Below are 16270 nucleotides of genomic sequence, written 5' to 3' on the forward strand. Positions count from 1 at the left end.
ACCATGCTGTGAGGAGCGTACCTTGCTAAATCAAATTCATATGCAATTTAATCTGCCATTTTTCCTGAATTTTGTGTTTCATCCGCAAGCCGTTTTATTTCAGGGGCTGATATTAACGATTGTTTCCGCTGTACTGTCCCAGCTTATTGGCACGGTATTAGGTATTACATTGGCAATGGCGGGAATAAGCCGCTTATGGATATTAAAGGCGTTTAACCAGCTTTATATTTGGTTTTTTCGCGGCACGCCGGTATTGGTACAATTGGTACTGATTTATTTTGGCCTGCCCTATTTACTGGGTTTTGATATTTTCCCCGCCGTGATGCCGTTGGGGCCGTTCATGATTTCCGGGGCGGTGGTCGCGGGTATTGTGTCTTTCGCCCTGCACGAGGCGGCGTATATGAGCGAAATTACGCGCGCCGGCATTATATCCATCGACAGCGGCCAGGCCGAGGCCGCCAAAGCGCTGGGCATGCCGCCGCGGTTGCTGATGCGGCGCATTATTCTGCCGCAGACCATCCCGGTGATTGTCCCCGCGCTGGGCAATCAATTTAATAATATGCTCAAGACCACGGCGTTGCTCAGTATTATCGGTGTTTCAGAAATGTTTCGTGTCGCGGAGCAATTACAGGCCGCCACCTTTATGACGTTTGAGGTTTATCTCGGCATCTCTATTTATTATTTGCTGCTGACCGCGTGCTGGACCGCCATCCAAATGCTGTTGGAAAAAAATCTCAACCGGCATTTAAAAGGGGCGAGCATAAAGCGGCGCGCCAAAAAATCCTCATCTCTTTTAGCGGAGCTTGCCGATGAGCGTTAATCAATCAGATAGCCTACCGGATGCGGTCGTCTGCCGTGACGTAATGAAATTCTATGGCGAACTGCCGGTACTGCGTAATGTGTCGTTGACGGTGAAAACCGGCGAAACCACGGTGATTATCGGCCCGTCCGGTTCGGGAAAAACCACGCTTATCCGCTGTATCAACCGGTTGGAGAAAATTCAGCAGGGCACCATCCATGTCGGCGGCGCCCTGATGGGATACCGCATGAAAAACGGCCTGATGCAGGAAGACAGCGAGAAAAATATCGCCAAGCTGCGCCAGCGCATCGGCATGGTTTTTCAGCGCTTTAATTTGTTTTCACATATGACCGCGTTGCAAAACGTCATGGAAGCGCCGGTAAGCGTCCTGAGAATGAATAAAAAACAGGCGCGCGACAACGCCGCGGAATTATTGGCCCGGGTGGGCCTGGCGGATAAATTAGCCTATTACCCCACGCAATTATCCGGCGGGCAGCAGCAGCGCGTAGCGATTGCGCGCGCGCTGGCGATGAACCCGGAGGTCATGCTGTTTGACGAACCCACCAGCGCCCTTGATCCCGAAATGATTGGCGAAGTGTTAAGCGTAATGCAGGACCTGGCGCGCCAGGGCATGACCATGATCGTGGTGACCCATGAGATGGAATTTGCCAGGAATGTCGCCGACCGGGTGGTCATCATGGACGGCGGCGAAATTATCGAGCAGGGACCGCCGCAAAAAATATTTATTGCGCCGGAGAATCCAAGAACAAGGACCTTTCTGAATAAGGTATTACACAAAATATAAACATCGCCCGGCGGTGGATTATAAGACAACGTATTTTTACCAACGAGGAATAAAGATGGGACGTTTAATTGATATAAGCTGGCCCGACCTGGGCGTTACCGTGGTCGCTGAATTAAATGATGAAAAGAACCCCGAGCTGTGCGAAGAGTTCTGGCAGCACCTGCCGTTTAAAGTGCTGCAGGCGCATCCGGTTGTGTCCGGCGCATCCATGTATGCCTGGACGCCCATCGTCAGCAGCGCGCCGGTGCACCATCGCGAAATGATTACCGATTGCCCGGTGGGCCGGCTGCGTTATTCCCAGTCAACGGGCAATAAAATGTCGATTCAATATGGCGTCGGCCTGGAGCCTTTGGCCCAGCCGGTATTGGGACAGGTGCTGGCGGAATATTGTCATTTACTGCCCGATGTGGGCAAGGCGGTGTGGAATAATCTCTTCTGGCAAAAGGATAAGATTTTTGTCGAGGTTTCCGCTCATGATAAGCAGGCCCACCCGGGCGTACCGCGCCAGCCCGCGGCCACCACGGACGCGGCCAAACGCTTCCTGGCGGAAGCCGACAGGATCCAGTTGACGGAGCCCGAGGACCTGCGCGCCATCCGTTTGGGACAGGTGGAGTCCACCGGCACCTACGGCCAGTATTTTACCGCCTGGGATTTCGCCAACGGCATGCTGCGTGATTATATTATGTATACCATGTACCCGTTACTGACGCTGACCAATACGCTTTCGGTGCAGGATTTTAATAAAACGCTGCGGGAATTCGACGTGCCTTACTCCAGCTATTTAGGCGTCAGCGGGTTATATCAGTTGGAAGAATACGCCGGTATCTTGCGCGAGGCGGTAGCCGCGGCGCAAACCAAAGAAGAACTTCAGGAATTGCTGCGCGCTTTTCTGAAATATGGCAATCGCCTGTGCGCCTGGTCTTATCACTATTTCCCATGGTATCTGGGCATGTTCTATAACCGCCAGCTCGGCGGCCAGGAATTTCCGGGCCGTTGGAATCCTGAAAAAGTCTGAGAATAATGGCCACGCGCCCGCGTTAAGCCTGCCGGAACGCTTTTGCCGGCGCAAACGGCCTGCGGCGGGTCGCGCGCCGCATTCAGCCGGGAGGCAATATGTTGACTATCACACCCCAGGATAAAGCGGCGTTTCAGCGCGATGGCGCCGTTATTATCCGCCAGGCCTTTTCCCGCCAATGGCTGGAGAAAGTGGAGCAGGGCATCATGGCTAATATCGCCGCGCCCAGCGATCACGGCCGCTATACCGACCCCGAAACTAAACTGTTTTTCCAGGACAGCGATAACTGGCGGCGCATTGCGGCCATCAAACAATTTGTTTATGAATCGCCCGCCAAGGAAATCGCCGCCGGCCTTCTAGGGTCCGACAAAATCAATTTCCTGCATGATCATGTGCTGGCTAAAATGCCCGGTGCCTCCCAGCGCACCCTGTGGCATCAGGATCAGCCGTATAGCCCGGTGGACGGCAATGACTTTTGCACCCTTTGGCTGCCCACCGGCGCCGTGACGCGCGCCACGGCGCTGGAATTTGTCGCCGGCTCGCACCGCTGGGGTAAATGGTTCCGTCCCCAGTGGTTCGCCACCGGCCAACTGCGCGAGGGCGACGACGACAGCTGGGACATCCTGCCGGATATTGAAGCGCGGCGGCAAGACTACCGGATTATCAGCTGGGCGCTGGAACCCGGCGACTGCCTGGTGTTCCATGGCCTGACCCTGCACGGCGCCGCCGGCAATTTCCAGGACGCGCCGCGGCGGGTGTTATCCACCCGCTGGACCGGCGATGACGCGGTTTTCCGCTACCGCAGCGGGAAAATGTCGCCTCCGGCGCCGCTACAGGACGCCCCGCAAGACGGCGGGGCGCTGGATTGTCCCTCCTTTCCGGTCGTCTGGCGGGCGCCGCGCCGTGGAGGGCATTAACCTCGCCATCGCACCGGGCGAGCGGCTGGTGCCCAGCGGCTGCGGTAAAACCACCACGCTGCGCATGGTGGTAGGGTTTATCCAGCCTGGCGGCGAGTTCCTGTTAAACGGCCGCCAGGTCGCCGACGCCCGTTTCTATGCTGCCGCAGTAATATTAAGTATTTCCCCCCGTCGGCCGATAACATTATACGTTGAATTATTCTTTATTTTCCGAATCAGTCAAACCGCCTTGTTTCCACGCATCAATCGCTATTTTTATTGGGGAAAGTATGGATAATTTTCAACAAGAGGTAGAGGAGAGAACCAATCTCACCTCATCGAACCGATTTGAACTGCTGTTATTCCGCCTGGGGTCGCCCCCCGATGAAGAACACGCCGAATTGTACGGCATCAACGTGTTTAAGCTGCGTGAAATAGTGCCGATGCCGAAGCTGACCAAAGCCGCCGGCATGACGTCGCCGCTGATGGGCATGGCGAATATCCGCGGCGAGATTATGCCCGTTATCGATTTGCCGGCCATCGTCGGTTGCGTGCCGAAAACCGGGTTGAATATCTTGCTGGTGACGGAATATGCCCGCAGCACCCAGGCTTTCGCGGTGGAATCCGTCGACGATATCGTCCGACTTGAGTGGAGCCAGGTCCTGGCGGCCGAGGCGGGCGTCAGAAGCCGCAATATCACCAGCATCGCGCGCCTGAACAATGATAAAACCGACACCCCGCTGGCGCTGGTGCTGGATGTTGAGCAGATTTTGTATGACATCATTCCCGCCAATCGCACGGCGCACCTGGAAAGCGAAAAGAAGCAGACCTTTACCCTGAAACCAGGGGCGGTGGCCATTGTGGCGGAGGACTCCAAAGTCGCCCGTTCGATGCTGGAACAGGGCCTGACGATGATGAAGATCCCTTTCCTGACGCACGTCACCGGCCTGGAAGCCTGGAAAAAAATCAATAAAATGGCGGAAGAAGCGCGGGCGGAAGGCATACCTGTCACGGATAAAATCGCATTTGTGTTAACCGATCTGGAAATGCCCGAGATGGACGGTTTTACCCTGACGCTGAATATCAAACGCGATGAGTTCCTAAAACACATTCCCGTTATTATCCATTCGTCCTTGTCGGGCAGCGCCAATGAGGACCATGTGCGCAAGGTCGGGGCGGATGCGTATGTGGCAAAATTCGATATCAACGACTTGGAGTCCGCCATCAAGCGGGTGCTGCCGTAAAGACGGCCGCGGTTCCCTTAGCCGTCATGGCGCGGCCGGAATCCTGCCCCCGCCCGCGCCGTTGCTGTCGCTCTTAGTTCAGCCTGGCCTTGGAAAAATCACTGCCGTTAAGGCTGACGCTGTAGCCGGTGACATTGGCGCGCGTGGCATAAAAGGTTTTACCGTTTGCCAGCGGCACCCACGGGGCCTGTTGATGGAACACGTCCTGCGCTTGTTTATACAGCGTGGCGCGCTGGGCCGGATCGCTGATGACCTTGGCCTGTTTTATCAGCGCGTCATACTGTTTATCACACCAGAACGCCGCGTTGGACCCGCTGTTGATACTGTCGCATCCCAGCAGGACATTGGCGAAATTATCCGGATCGCCGTTATCCGACATCCAGCCGAACAGCGCGGAGGCGTGTTCGCCCTTGCGGATGCCGGCAAGGTATTCACCCCATTCGAAAGTGATGATCTTTACCGTCACGCCCACCTTGGCCCAATCGCTCTGGATCATTTCCGCGATGCGGCGGGAGTTGGGATTATACGGGCGCTGCACCGGCATCGACCATAAATCCGTGGTAAAGCCCTGGTCAAAACCCGCCTGCTTCAGCAAGGCCTTGGCCTTGGCCGGGTCATAAGGATAATCGGCGAGATCCTTATCGTAACCGAGCATATTGGGCGGAATGGGCGATTTCGCCACCGTGCCGGAACCGAGAAATACCGCGTTGACAATCGCTTTTTTATCCACCGCATAGTTTAACGCCTGGCGCACCAGAACATTATCGAACGGCTTTTTCGCGGTATTAAAGGCCAGGTAGCCCACGTTCATGCCGTCCACGCTGTGCAGCACCAGATCTTTATTGCTTTTGATTTGATCAAAATTGACCGGATTCGGCGCGGGGATAATCTGGCATTCATTTTTCTCAAGCTTGGCCAGACGCGTGCTGACGTTGGGGGTAATAGAAAAAATCAGGCGTTTGGTGGGCACGTCGCCCTGCCAGTAATGCGGATTGGCCTCGTAGCGGATCAGGGAGTCGACTTTATAGTCTTTCAGGTTATACGGGCCGGTGCCGATGGGATCGGTGTCCACCCGCTCCGGCGTGCCGGCCTTCAGCATGGCGTCGGCATATTCCGCGGAGAGGATGGAGGTAAAGTCCATGCCCCAGTCGGCCAGGAACGTGGCGTCGGGTTTGCTCAGGATAAACTGGACATGCCGATCGTCCAGTTTTTTCACTTCCTGGATAAGGGTACCCAGGCCGACGTCGTTAAAGTACTCATAGGCGGCGTGGGACACGTTATGATAAGGGTGATTGTCGTCTTTTTGCCGCAGTACGGAGAAAATAACGTCGTCGGCGTTAAAGTCGCGGGTCGGGGTGAAATATTTATTGCTGTTGAACTTAACGCCCTGGCGCAGGGTAAACGTATAGGTTTTGCCGTCGGGACTGATGGTCCACGCCTCGGCCAGGGAAGGGATGGGCAGATTATCGCTTTCCCGGAAAGTGATCAGCCGGTTATACAGCACCTGCGAGCTGGCGACAAATGACGGGCCGGAGCTGGCAATCTGCGGGTTGAACGATTCAGGCGAGGCTTCTGAGCAATAGACCAGCACATCGTTGGCCGCCGCCAGCGCGCCGCCCGCCGGCAGCATCGCGGCGATCAGCAGTGCGAGAGAGGTTTTGCGTAAATCCATTTTTATTGCCTTAATAAGGTGATTAATAGGAAATGAATCCGTGGTTGTTCGTCTTGCCATTATAAGCGGCGGCAGGCGAAATGGAAAAAATCCTCTGCTTATAAATGCCCGGCTTTTAGGTATAAGCGCTGCCCTTTGGCAGTATTGCCTGGCGATCTGCCGCGGAATTTGCCGGCCGGGAGACATTCTTCTTGTAAAGAAGGTGTGATCTCTGCGGGAGGGCGGGCATTGGCAACGCCGGGTAGCGATACCCGCAACCGAATGCGGATTTATCCGCGGCCAGGCGCCGGTTACACTTTCCCCACGCGACCCTTCCCGGCAAGGCGGCCTATCGGCGGCAGGGAGAGGAGAGGGTGGGGAAGGATCCTTTCAGCCGCGCGGATATCAACTACATCCATTGGAAAACCTATGTTATATGAGCTAACGACACTGTCCGTGCCGGCGCTGGAACTTGATACGGCGTCAGCCCGGGCCTGGGCATGGGTGACGGCGCCCGGTGCCGGGGGAAGGGTGGTGGGTTTCTGGCGTACCGAACTTGGCGAGCTGTTCCAGTTACTCCTGCTGCGCGAGTTTCACTCAGAAGAGGCATTGTGGCGGGAGCGACGGCGGGCGCAGCTGGACAGCACGCCGTTTAATATCGTAAATGCGCAAACCGCCCTCAGCATGGAAAGCTATCAGCCTTTTCCTTTCCTGCCGCCCGCGCCGTCCCAACTGGCGCAGCCGGGGGCCTGTTATGAATTCCGCACCTATTGGCTGAAGCCCGGGGGATTGTCTCCCACGCTTGCGGGATGGGCGCAGGCGCTTGCGCCGGCGCAGGCTTACACCTCGCATCTGATCATCAATATGTACGCGCTGGACGGGCCGCCGCGCATCACGCATATCTGGACCTTCGCCAGCCTGGAGGAGCGCGCCCGTTTACGCGCGGAACACTATGCCGCGGGACTGTGGCCGCCAAAGGGCGGGCCGCAGCAGATTATCCGGGCTGCCTCGTTTATCTGCCTGGCGGAAAACCGCCGCGCCGGGGATGCCTGACGCCGGATTTGCCGGCGCCTGGCGCCGTGCCTGGCAGTCAGTCCCGGCGGCGAAAAGCGTTGTTTTGCCCGGCGGCGCTGGATTATGCTGTAGTTCTAGCCCCCCGCCAAGGAGACACCATGACCACCAGCCTGATGATCGCCAACCGGCAAACCTGGTTCGGCGCCGGCAGTATCAGCCAACTGCTTCCCCTGCTGCACGCCGACCCGCAGCCGACGCTGTTGTTCAGCTGCCGCTCGTTCCTTGGCGGGGCGATCTATGCCGGGATGGCGGATGCGCTGGCGCCCCTGCTGGCCGGCACCGAGATCGTCGGCCATGAGGCGTCGCCGCAGGATATTGACGGGTGGGTGGCGCGCTGGCGCGGCAAAGCGCGGCGCATCGTCGCCATCGGCGGCGGCAGCGTACTGGATGCCGCCAAGGCGTTCGCCGCCCTGGCGGAGCATCCTTTGCCGGCGCTGCGCTATATGGAAAAGGTGGGCGACGCCAAGGTGAGCGGCGCTACGCTGCCCTTAATCGCCATTCCCACCACCGCCGGCACCGGCAGCGAAGCGACGCAAAACGCCGTGATCACCGATACCCGCACCCATAAAGTCAAGGCGTCGCTGCGCCACCCGAACTTTGTGCCGCAGGTAGCCATCCTGGACCCGCAACTGCTGGCCGGCGCGCCGGATGCGGTGCTGGCCTGCTGCGCCATCGACGCGTTCACCCATCTGTTCGAGGCGTATCTGTCCAAAACGGCAAGCAGCCTGTCGCGCGAAATGTCGCTTACCGGTATCCGTCTTTTCCTGCGGGCCTGGCCGGCGTTAAACCGCAGCGCCGATGCCCGCGAGGCTATCATGCAGGCCTCCTACCTGGGCGGGCTGACGCTGAGCATGGCGGGACTGGGCGTGATCCACGGCATCGCCGGTGAAGCCGGCGCCTTGCGCAGCTACCATCATGGCCAAGTCTGCGGCCGGCTGCTGCTGCCGTTTCTGCAACTGCTGGCGGACAGCGACCACCCCCGGCAGCGGGCGCTGATGGCCGCATTGGCCGTCAGCGTCCTTCCCGCAGGTCGGGACGACCCGGAACGTTATCTGCTGGAATTTATCACCCGCAACGCCATTGTCCCTTTCTGGCGGGACGACCTGCCGCTCAGCCCGGAAGAACTGGCGGTGTGCCTGGAAAAATCCACCAGCAAAAATGCGCTGCTGGACTATCCGCCGGCACAGCTCCGGCACATGATTGTCACGGCGTTTCGCATCGAATAGCGCCATCAGCCCGGCGGTGACCGCCGGCATCACACGTCACGCGCTCTCCCGAAGCCCGCGCGGGGAAACATAAGAAGGATTTCCTATTCTGCTTATCCTCGCCGCTCAACCTTCCTGTCGCCAAAATCAAGATTACCGGTTTTGCCAATAGCACGTTTTGGTAATAACCCATGCCGCACAGCGATACCTGGGAAAAATAAGTATTTATATCAATCTATTAATTTTGCAAAAAGTAAAAGTGTTACCGGTAACTGTGTTTGAAGTTTACATAAGTTAACATTTTTATAACTTGTGCTGACAAAAATTCAGCTTATTCTGGCGATAAAATTATCATACAAATAATTATTAGCGCCCTACGTTACCGGGCTGGTGACGGTGGCGCTCAGCACATTGATTAACACCCTTAATGGAAGATCTATGAGCAAGCAAAACGATGAGGACATCCCCTCACGGCGGCGTTTTTTGCAACAAACGCTGTCGATTATTCCCCTGGCCGCGGCGGGGGGCGGCCTTGTTTCCTTCGCCGGCCAGGCAACCACCGCCACATCCGCTGGCGTTTCCGCCCACTACGTTCCCACCTTTTTTAATAATGATGAATGGCGCTTTATCCTGGCCGCCGTCGACCGGCTGATTCCCACCGATGAATATGGGCCGGGCGCGGTAAGTGAAGGCGTTCCGGTTTATATCGATAAGCAAATGGAGTTGCCCTACGGTTACGGCCATCTCTGGTATATGCAGCCTCCTTTTGCCGACGCCGCGCCCGAATTGGGTTATCAGTCCCCGCTGGCGCCGCGCGATACTTATCGCCGCGGCATCAAGGCCGTCAACGATCATTGCCGGCAGTTCTTTGCCAAAGAATTCGCCGCCCTGAGCCAGCAACAGCAGGAATCCGTGCTGCGCGAATTGGAAAGCGGCAAGCTGACGTTTGCTAACGTGCCGGGCGCGCTGTTTTTTGCCCAGTTGCTGGACAACGCCAAAGAAGGTTACCTGGCCGATCCCATGCACGGCGGCAATCAAACGCTGGCGTCGTGGCGGCTGATTGGGTTCCCGGGCGCGCGCGCCGATTACCAGCAGACGATGGACAACCCCAATAAGCCCTATCCATTGGGACCGGTCAGTATTTCAGGGAAAAGGAGCGTCTGACGTGGCGATAAAACAAGACCCGGTCGATATCGTTATCGTCGGTTTCGGCTGGACCGGTTCGCTGATGGCGATGGAACTGGCGGAAACCGGCCTGAATATCCTGGCCCTGGAGCGCGGCGAGCAGCGCGATACCTATCCCGATTTCGCCTACCCGCGCATAATGGATGAATTGACCTACGGTATCCGGTTAAAGCTCTTTCAGAATGCGTCAAAAGAGACGGTAACCGTGCGGCATACCACCAGCGAAACCGCGCTGCCTTACCGGCGTTTTGGCTCCTTCCTGCCGGGTGACGGCGTCGGCGGCGCCGGTGTGCATTGGAACGGCATGCTGTGGCGCCCCCTGGAGGCCGATCTCCGCATGCGCAGCACCGTGATTGAGCGGTACGGCGCGGATTTTATCCCCCAGGATATGACGGTGCAGGACTATCCCTTTACCTACGCGGAGATGGAGCCGTTTTTCGATAAGTTCGAAAAAATTTGCGGCACCGCCGGACAGGCCGGCAATCTCAAGGGCGAAAAAATCGCCGGCGGCAACCCCTTCGAGGCGCCGCGCCAGAACCCGTATCCGACCAAGCCGCTCAAGCAACAGTATTCCGGCATGCTGTTTAGCAAAGCGACGACCGAACTGGGCTATCATCCGTTTCCGCTGCCGGCGGCGCTGTGCAGCGAACCTTATACCAATCCCTATGGCGTTCAGTTGGGGGTGTGCAACTACTGCGGTTTTTGCGAGCGCTTCGGCTGCTTTAATTACGCAAAGGCGTCGCCGCAAAGCACCGTGCTGCCGGCGCTCTATCAACATAAAAACGTTGAGCTGCGCACCCAGTGCCATGTGCTGCGCGTCAATACCGATGCCGCCGGCACCCGGGCGACCGGGGTCACCTATATCGACGCTAACGGCCAGGAAGTGGAACAGCCCGCCAGCCTGGTGGTGCTGAGCGCGTTCCAATTGCACAACGTACGTTTGCTGCTGTTGTCGAAAATCGGCAAGCCTTACAATCCCGCCACTGGCGAAGGCGTGGTCGGGCGTAACTATGCCTACCAGATGAACGGCGGCGTCGCGTTGTTCTTCGACCCGGACACCCATTTCAATCCCTTTGCCGCCACCGGCGCCACCGGTACGTTTATCGATGATTTCAACGCGGAAAACTTTGACCACGCCGGGCTGGGATTCATCGGCGGCGCCACGCTTTCCGCCACCATTACCGGCGGGCGCCCCATCCAGCAGATGAGCATTTCCAACCAGGCGCCAAAATGGGGAACCGGCTGGAAGAAGGCGATCAAAGATAATTACCTGCACACCATGAGCGTCGGTTCGTCCGGATCGGTGATGCCGTATAAACAGTGCTACCTCGATCTCGACCCCACCTATAAAGATCATCACGGCCAGCCGCTGCTGCGCATGACCTTTGACTGGCAGCACAACGAGCTGAAAATGACCCATTTTATCGGCGGCAAGGCGGAGGAAATCGCCAAGGCCATCGGGCCTGAGCATTACGAAATGGGTTTTAAAGGCATGAACGCCCACTACGACGTGCGCCCCTACCAGTCCACTCATACCACCGGCGGCGCGGTGATGGGCGATAATCCCGCCACCAGCGTGGTGAACAAGTACCTGCAAAGCTGGGATGTCCCCAACCTGTTTGTGCTGGGCGCCTGCTGTTTCCCGCAGAACCTGTCGTATAACCCCACCGGTATTGTCGGCGCCACCGCGCTATTTGCCGCCAATGCGATTCGCACGCAGTATTTGGCCAACCCCGGACCGCTGGTCCAGGCTTAACAGGGAAGGGACTGAGATGAGCACTCTATGGAATGCAGCGCTTCCCTTGCTGGCGCTGGCGCTGTTGCCGGCCGCGGTCAACGCGGCAGCCGATAGCCAGCCGGCCGGCAAAGGACAATATCTGGCCACCGCCGGCGACTGCGTGGCCTGCCACACCGCCGCCGGCGGCAAGCCGTTTACCGGCGGGCTGAAAATGTCCACGCCGCTGGGGGCGATTTACTCCACGAATATTACGCCGGACAAAGACACCGGTATAGGCGACTACCGCTATGAGGATTTTGCCAAAGCGGTGCGCGAAGGCGTGGCGAAGGACGGCCATCACCTCTACCCGGCCATGCCTTATACCGCGTTCGCCAGGATTAATGATGAAGATATGCACGCGCTGTATGATTTTTTTATGCAGCAGGTGCCGGCGGTGAAGCAGGCCAATCGCGACAGCGATATCCCCTGGCCGCTGAATATGCGCTGGCCGCTGGCGGCCTGGAACTGGGTATTTCATGATGATGATGCGTTCAAGCCGGACCGCGGCCAAAGCGAAGAGTGGAACCGGGGCGCCTATCTGGTGCAGGGGCTGGAGCATTGCGGCACCTGCCATACGCCGCGCGGCATCGCGTTCCAGGAGAAGGCGCTGGATCAGTCCGACGACGCCTACCTGACCGGCGGCACGCTGGAGGGCTGGCATGCGCCCAATCTTACCGGTACGGGCAAAGACGGCCTGGGGCGCTGGTCGGCGGATGAGCTGGCGATGTTCCTGAAAACCGGCCATACCGATACCAGCGCGGCCTTCGGCTCCATGACGGATGTGGTGGAACACAGTACGCAATACCTGAATGACGCGGATTTGCGGGCGATGGCGGTCTATCTTAAATCGTTGCGGCCGTCCGCCGCGGCGCCGGCGCCGTACGCGGATGATGTCACTTCCGCGGCGCTTATCCGGGGCGATATGAGCAAACCGGGGGCGCAGGAATATATGGACAACTGCGCCGCCTGCCACCGTATCGACGGCCGGGGTTATGCCAAAACTTTCCCGGCGCTGGCGCGCAATCCGGTCGTGTTGAGCGACGATCCGTCGTCGTTAATCAGCATCGTTTTGCATGGCGGTAAAATGGCGGTCACCAGGGACGCCGTGACGGGCCTGACCATGCCGGACTTCGGCTGGCGCCTGGACGACAAACAGGCGGCGGATCTGCTCAGCTTTATCCGCGGCGCCTGGGGCAATGACGCGCCGGCGGTGAGTGCCAACGCGGTGGCAAAACTGCGCCACGCGACGTCGACGGTGGAGCGCAAGGACCCCAATAAGGCCAATGAGCCGAATACCGGACAGGCGCATCAGTAACGCGTTTAGCCTCCGCGCCAGGCGTACGCGGGTGCCGCGTACGCCCGTCCCTCCCGGCCGGCGGCGCGCCGTCAGACCCAGAAAATAAGCGCCAGCAGCTGCGGCGACAGAATGCGCAGGAACATCACCATCGGGTAAACCGTGGCATAGGAAAGCGCCGCCGCGCCGCTGGTGCCATGCAGGGCGTTGGCGAAAGCCAGCGCCGGCGGGTCGGTCATCGAGCCGGCAAGCATGCCGCAAAGGGTGAGATAGTTCATCCCGAACACCACGCGCGCCAGCAGGCCGACGCCTAGCAGCGGAACGGCGGTGATGATGATCCCGTAGCCCAGCCACGACAGGCCGTCGCCCTGGATCAGCGTGTGCACGAAACCGCCGCCGGATTTAAGGCCCACCACCGAGAGAAACAGCACGATGCCCAGCTCGCGCAGCGCCAGGTTAGCGCTGGGCGGCATAAACCAATAGAGTTTGCCGATACTGCCGATGCGTCCCAGGATAATCGCCACCACCAGCGGTCCCCCGGCCAGGCCGAGGCGCAGCGCGGCGGGAAAGCCCGGTACGTACAGCGGCAGCGAGCCCAGCAATACGCCCAAACCGATGCCGATAAACACCGGCAGCATCTGCACCTGCTGCAATTTTTGCCGTGCGTTGCCCACCAGCGCGGCCACGGCATTGATTGCCTCCGCCCGGCCCACCAGGTTGAGGATATCGCCGAACTGCAGACTGGCATGGCTGCCGGCCACCAGTTCCACCCCGGCGCGGTTCAGGCGGGAAACCACCACATCGTATTTCTGTTTAAAATTCAGGTCGCGGATCTTTTTGCCCAGGACTTTTTCGTTGGTGACCACCACCCGCTCCATGCGCAGGTCGGTGCCCTGCATGGACAGCGACGTGTCCACCTGCTGGCCGATCACCAGGCGCGCTTTCTCCAGATCGCTTTTCAACCCCACCAGGTGCAGCAAATCGTCCTGTTGAATCAGGGTGGTCGGCAGCGGGACAATCAGGCTCTCGCCGCGCTTTAAGCGCGAACAGACGATTTCGCTGCTGTTGAGCACCGGTACCTCTTGCATCGCCAGCCCTTCGAGATTGGCGTTGACGACACGGATATTCATGGTCTGCAGCTGGGCGTGGCCGGCGCCGCTGGCGCTATCGAATTGTTCCGCCTCGCGCTCGACATTGATGCGCAATGCAAAGCGAATAAACCACATGGTCAGCAGGATGCCGCAGATGCCGAAGGGGTAGGCCATGGCGTAGCCCATGCCCATCTGGTTAATCTGGGCGGGACCGGTGCCGAGATCGGTGAGAATTTGCTGACCGGCGCCGAGGGCCGGCGTATTGGTTATCGCGCCGGCAAACACGCCGAGCACCACGGGCAGGGGGACGTTAAACGCTTTATGGATCAGGGCCGCGAGCAGCATCCCCAACACCACCACCAGCATGGCGAAAAGATTGAGCCGCAGGCCGGAGACGCGTAATGAGGAGAAAAATCCCGGCCCGACCTGGATGCCGATGGTATACACAAATAGGATAAGCCCGAATTCCTGGATAAAATTCAGCATATCGCCGTTCAGGCTCAGTCCCGCCGTATGGGCGAAATGGCCGACGATAATGCCGCCGAACAGCACGCCGCCGATACCCAAACCCACGCCGTATATACGCCAGTTACCTATCCATAACCCTATCACCGCCACCAGTGCCAGCATACTGACCGTCAGTGCTATATCGCTCATTGCCGCATCCCTGGAAAATCATGAGGTTGTTGTCGGGTATTCTGGCAGAGGCGTGGCGAAGGAAATGAGGTAAAGAGCACAAAACATCAAGCTATATGAACCACGGGTGATAGTTGCGTCTATTGATTATCGAGCTCATCTTCCAGCCTGCGGCAGCCTGGTTCATGACCTGATCGCATAGCGGTTCGTCTTATGAATTTGATTGCCCCGGATTGAGAAGATACATTAAGAGAAATATGTTCAGCGCTTGTCGGCCGCAGCATAGACATCATCGTTATCGCGCTTGCCTATAGCGATGACAGCAACAGGATTTCCTTATCATTAACTTCATAAACCAGCCGGTAGCCGCTGGCCCGGAGTTTAATTTTATAACGGTTGCTGCTGCAATGCAGCTGAGCTGAAGGTACATGCGGCTGCATAAGGCGCTCGGCAAGTTTCTTTTTAAACTGATCCCGCACGGTATTACCCAGTTTGTGCCACTCCTTTAGCGCCCGCTTTTCAAATTTTAATTCATAATTCATCGAGTTTTACGCTGATAAACGCAGGGTCAACCAAACGCTCATCAGCAATCCGGTTTAACTCGTCATCTTCCGCCAGTTCCCGATAATAAGCGTAAAGCTCGGGGGGGACGCAGTAAAACGCGGGCTCATTACGGTTTAGGATAGCCACTGCGTTGCCTCCGCCGTCGGCGACCGTCCCCATCGGGTTACGTTTTAGCTCAGTAATACTGGCGGCGGTAGAGGTCAAAATTGTAAAGGTCATTTTTAGTCTCCTGTTAGCTTCGCTTGTTTTAAGTCTTTTAAAGGTGCTTTTCAAGGCGCCTCTAAACACACTTCTAAGAGCGACCCTACCTGTTTAAATAAGGGTGGTTTGCATCAATTTCAATCTCATCCGCTTATACCGTCTTTGGGACTGGTGATATTGAAAACCCTGCGGGACAGTGGCGTGGTCCCGCGCATACGGACGTTCGTCGAGCGGGAATCGGCAAAGGTATCTGGACGCGTGATAGTGGTCTTTACCTGTACGGCAGGTCTTATCGCGTCAATTTGCTTGATTGATAACACCGAAGGGGATATGCACGGAGGGAACAACCGCGCTGGCGGTCAGAAGATAGGGAGACCGATCATCGAAAAAAATGTGTGGTTTCAGTACCCCCTCATACATTGACTTTTTCAATACCGCCGAGAAAGAATGCGTCATTCGCCATCACGCCCCAGCTCTTCAACGTGTTTAAGGCGCGTTCATGTGATGGCGCATTCCTGGCGGTGACTATGGAAATTCTCAGGCGATTTTCATAACCCGGATGTAGAATCTTATACTTTTCTTCCACGGATTGAATTTTCGCCATCCTGACAAGAAATTCCTTTAAGGGGCCAGGATTGTGCGGCTGCATGACGTTTTTGACTTTGGAACTCGTGAAATTTCCGGTATTCTTCCTCTCCCTGGCTTTTGAATACCGCGTTGGACCCTGTCAAATCAAAAACAGCGCTCGAGCAGACGCCAATAACATGACGATGCCCAAGATCGTAGGCCATTCAATTTTCCTCAGTTTTATTCTCCCCTGAGACTGCCTTTAA

At 57.4% G+C, this 16270-nt stretch carries 17 protein-coding genes and 1 pseudogene; 11 read left to right on the forward strand and 7 right to left on the reverse strand.

Features of this window, described 5'->3' with window-relative positions; genetic code table 11:
* The first annotated feature begins 22 nt into the window (after positions 1-22).
* The 6 genes from ACL2XM_RS04650 (at position 23) to ACL2XM_RS04675 (ending at position 4759) form a co-directional block, all read left to right on the forward strand.
* Positions 23-820, forward strand: coding sequence for an amino acid ABC transporter permease (locus tag ACL2XM_RS04650; protein ID WP_410014498.1), 798 nt, complete (start codon positions 23-25; stop codon positions 818-820).
* Complete coding sequence (locus tag ACL2XM_RS04655; protein ID WP_410014499.1) at positions 810-1604, forward strand: amino acid ABC transporter ATP-binding protein; 795 nt, start codon at positions 810-812, stop codon at positions 1602-1604. Before ACL2XM_RS04650 ends, ACL2XM_RS04655 begins: the two co-directional genes overlap by 11 nt.
* 55 nt (positions 1605-1659) lie before the next feature.
* On the forward strand, positions 1660-2619 hold the full coding sequence (locus tag ACL2XM_RS04660; RefSeq protein ID WP_410014500.1) for a hypothetical protein: 960 nt from the start codon (positions 1660-1662) through the stop codon (positions 2617-2619).
* Positions 2620-2717: 98 nt separating this feature from the next.
* A complete protein-coding gene (locus ACL2XM_RS04665; protein ID WP_413732497.1) occupies positions 2718-3536 on the forward strand; it encodes a phytanoyl-CoA dioxygenase family protein in 819 nt (272 codons plus the stop codon).
* On the forward strand, positions 3523-3813 hold the full coding sequence (locus ACL2XM_RS04670; protein ID WP_410014502.1) for an ATP-binding cassette domain-containing protein: 291 nt from the start codon (positions 3523-3525) through the stop codon (positions 3811-3813). The genes ACL2XM_RS04665 and ACL2XM_RS04670 overlap by 14 nt, the downstream gene beginning before the upstream one ends.
* On the forward strand, positions 3806-4759 hold the full coding sequence (locus ACL2XM_RS04675) for a chemotaxis protein (protein WP_413732498.1): 954 nt from the start codon (positions 3806-3808) through the stop codon (positions 4757-4759). The genes ACL2XM_RS04670 and ACL2XM_RS04675 overlap by 8 nt, the downstream gene beginning before the upstream one ends.
* A 73-nt stretch (positions 4760-4832) precedes the next feature.
* Here ACL2XM_RS04675 and ACL2XM_RS04680 read toward each other — a convergent pair whose 3' ends face one another.
* The gene (locus tag ACL2XM_RS04680) at positions 4833-6431 is read right to left on the reverse strand and encodes an ABC transporter substrate-binding protein (RefSeq protein ID WP_413732500.1); all 1599 of its coding nucleotides are present in this window, start codon (positions 6429-6431) and stop codon (positions 4833-4835) included.
* Between the two features lie 408 nt (positions 6432-6839).
* On the opposite strand from ACL2XM_RS04680, the gene ACL2XM_RS04685 reads away from it, so the two are divergent.
* The 5 genes from ACL2XM_RS04685 to ACL2XM_RS04705 all read left to right on the forward strand — a co-directional run bounded on the left by ACL2XM_RS04685 (position 6840) and on the right by ACL2XM_RS04705 (position 12966).
* Complete coding sequence (locus tag ACL2XM_RS04685; RefSeq protein WP_410014505.1) at positions 6840-7463, forward strand: NIPSNAP family protein; 624 nt, start codon at positions 6840-6842, stop codon at positions 7461-7463.
* A 119-nt stretch (positions 7464-7582) separates the two neighbouring features.
* On the forward strand, positions 7583-8710 hold the full coding sequence (locus tag ACL2XM_RS04690; RefSeq protein ID WP_413732502.1) for an iron-containing alcohol dehydrogenase: 1128 nt from the start codon (positions 7583-7585) through the stop codon (positions 8708-8710).
* Positions 8711-9127: 417 nt separating this feature from the next.
* On the forward strand, positions 9128-9853 hold the full coding sequence (locus ACL2XM_RS04695) for a gluconate 2-dehydrogenase subunit 3 family protein (protein ID WP_413729871.1): 726 nt from the start codon (positions 9128-9130) through the stop codon (positions 9851-9853).
* Position 9854: 1 nt separating this feature from the next.
* Entirely contained in the window at positions 9855-11630 is a 1776-nt protein-coding gene (locus ACL2XM_RS04700; RefSeq protein WP_413732503.1) for a GMC family oxidoreductase, read from the forward strand.
* A 16-nt stretch (positions 11631-11646) separates the two neighbouring features.
* Positions 11647-12966 (forward strand): c-type cytochrome, encoded by a 1320-nt coding sequence (locus tag ACL2XM_RS04705; protein WP_413723163.1) that lies wholly within the window; start codon positions 11647-11649, stop codon positions 12964-12966.
* Positions 12967-13037: 71 nt separating this feature from the next.
* On the opposite strand, the gene ACL2XM_RS04710 is transcribed toward ACL2XM_RS04705, so the two are convergent.
* From ACL2XM_RS04710 to ACL2XM_RS04735, 6 genes and pseudogenes are all read right to left on the reverse strand, one after another.
* Positions 13038-14693: a putative transporter gene (locus ACL2XM_RS04710; protein WP_410014510.1), complete on the reverse strand. Its 1656-nt coding sequence runs from the start codon at positions 14691-14693 to the stop codon at positions 13038-13040.
* A 240-nt stretch (positions 14694-14933) separates the two neighbouring features.
* A pseudogene (locus tag ACL2XM_RS04715) lies at positions 14934-15214 on the reverse strand (type II toxin-antitoxin system RelE family toxin).
* A complete protein-coding gene (locus ACL2XM_RS04720) occupies positions 15204-15455 on the reverse strand; it encodes a type II toxin-antitoxin system Phd/YefM family antitoxin (protein ID WP_413728092.1) in 252 nt (83 codons plus the stop codon). The pseudogene ACL2XM_RS04715 and the gene ACL2XM_RS04720 overlap by 11 nt, the downstream one beginning before the upstream one ends.
* A gap of 279 nt (positions 15456-15734) precedes the next feature.
* On the reverse strand, positions 15735-15893 hold the full coding sequence (locus ACL2XM_RS04725) for a 5'-nucleotidase (protein WP_413723574.1): 159 nt from the start codon (positions 15891-15893) through the stop codon (positions 15735-15737).
* Positions 15850-16041: a 5'-nucleotidase gene (locus ACL2XM_RS04730; protein WP_413723575.1), complete on the reverse strand. Its 192-nt coding sequence runs from the start codon at positions 16039-16041 to the stop codon at positions 15850-15852. Before ACL2XM_RS04730 ends, ACL2XM_RS04725 begins: the two co-directional genes overlap by 44 nt.
* Positions 16007-16228: a 5'-nucleotidase gene (locus ACL2XM_RS04735; protein WP_413732505.1), complete on the reverse strand. Its 222-nt coding sequence runs from the start codon at positions 16226-16228 to the stop codon at positions 16007-16009. The genes ACL2XM_RS04730 and ACL2XM_RS04735 overlap by 35 nt, the downstream gene beginning before the upstream one ends.
* Positions 16229-16270 lie beyond the last annotated feature (42 nt).

It is taken from the genome of Sodalis sp. RH20, assembly GCF_047324205.1.
Lineage (GTDB): Bacteria > Pseudomonadota > Gammaproteobacteria > Enterobacterales > Enterobacteriaceae > Acerihabitans.

Excerpts from the sequence above, each read along its gene's own strand:
- ACL2XM_RS04655 (WP_410014499.1), top strand. The coding sequence starts at position 810 with ATGAGCGTTAATCAATCAGATAGCCTACCGGATGCGGTCGTCTGCCGT.
- ACL2XM_RS04660 (WP_410014500.1), top strand. The coding sequence starts at position 1,660 with ATGGGACGTTTAATTGATATAAGCTGGCCCGACCTGGGCGTTACCGTG.
- ACL2XM_RS04665 (WP_413732497.1), top strand. The coding sequence starts at position 2,718 with ATGTTGACTATCACACCCCAGGATAAAGCGGCGTTTCAGCGCGATGGC.
- ACL2XM_RS04675 (WP_413732498.1), top strand. The coding sequence starts at position 3,806 with ATGGATAATTTTCAACAAGAGGTAGAGGAGAGAACCAATCTCACCTCA.
- ACL2XM_RS04680 (WP_413732500.1), bottom strand. The coding sequence starts at position 6,431 with ATGGATTTACGCAAAACCTCTCTCGCACTGCTGATCGCCGCGATGCTG.
- ACL2XM_RS04685 (WP_410014505.1), top strand. The coding sequence starts at position 6,840 with ATGTTATATGAGCTAACGACACTGTCCGTGCCGGCGCTGGAACTTGAT.
- ACL2XM_RS04690 (WP_413732502.1), top strand. The coding sequence starts at position 7,583 with ATGACCACCAGCCTGATGATCGCCAACCGGCAAACCTGGTTCGGCGCC.
- ACL2XM_RS04695 (WP_413729871.1), top strand. The coding sequence starts at position 9,128 with ATGAGCAAGCAAAACGATGAGGACATCCCCTCACGGCGGCGTTTTTTG.
- ACL2XM_RS04705 (WP_413723163.1), top strand. The coding sequence starts at position 11,647 with ATGAGCACTCTATGGAATGCAGCGCTTCCCTTGCTGGCGCTGGCGCTG.
- ACL2XM_RS04710 (WP_410014510.1), bottom strand. The coding sequence starts at position 14,693 with ATGAGCGATATAGCACTGACGGTCAGTATGCTGGCACTGGTGGCGGTG.
- ACL2XM_RS04720 (WP_413728092.1), bottom strand. The coding sequence starts at position 15,455 with ATGACCTTTACAATTTTGACCTCTACCGCCGCCAGTATTACTGAGCTA.
- ACL2XM_RS04725 (WP_413723574.1), bottom strand. The coding sequence starts at position 15,893 with ATGACGCATTCTTTCTCGGCGGTATTGAAAAAGTCAATGTATGAGGGG.
- ACL2XM_RS04730 (WP_413723575.1), bottom strand. The coding sequence starts at position 16,041 with ATGGCGAAAATTCAATCCGTGGAAGAAAAGTATAAGATTCTACATCCG.
- ACL2XM_RS04735 (WP_413732505.1), bottom strand. The coding sequence starts at position 16,228 with ATGGCCTACGATCTTGGGCATCGTCATGTTATTGGCGTCTGCTCGAGC.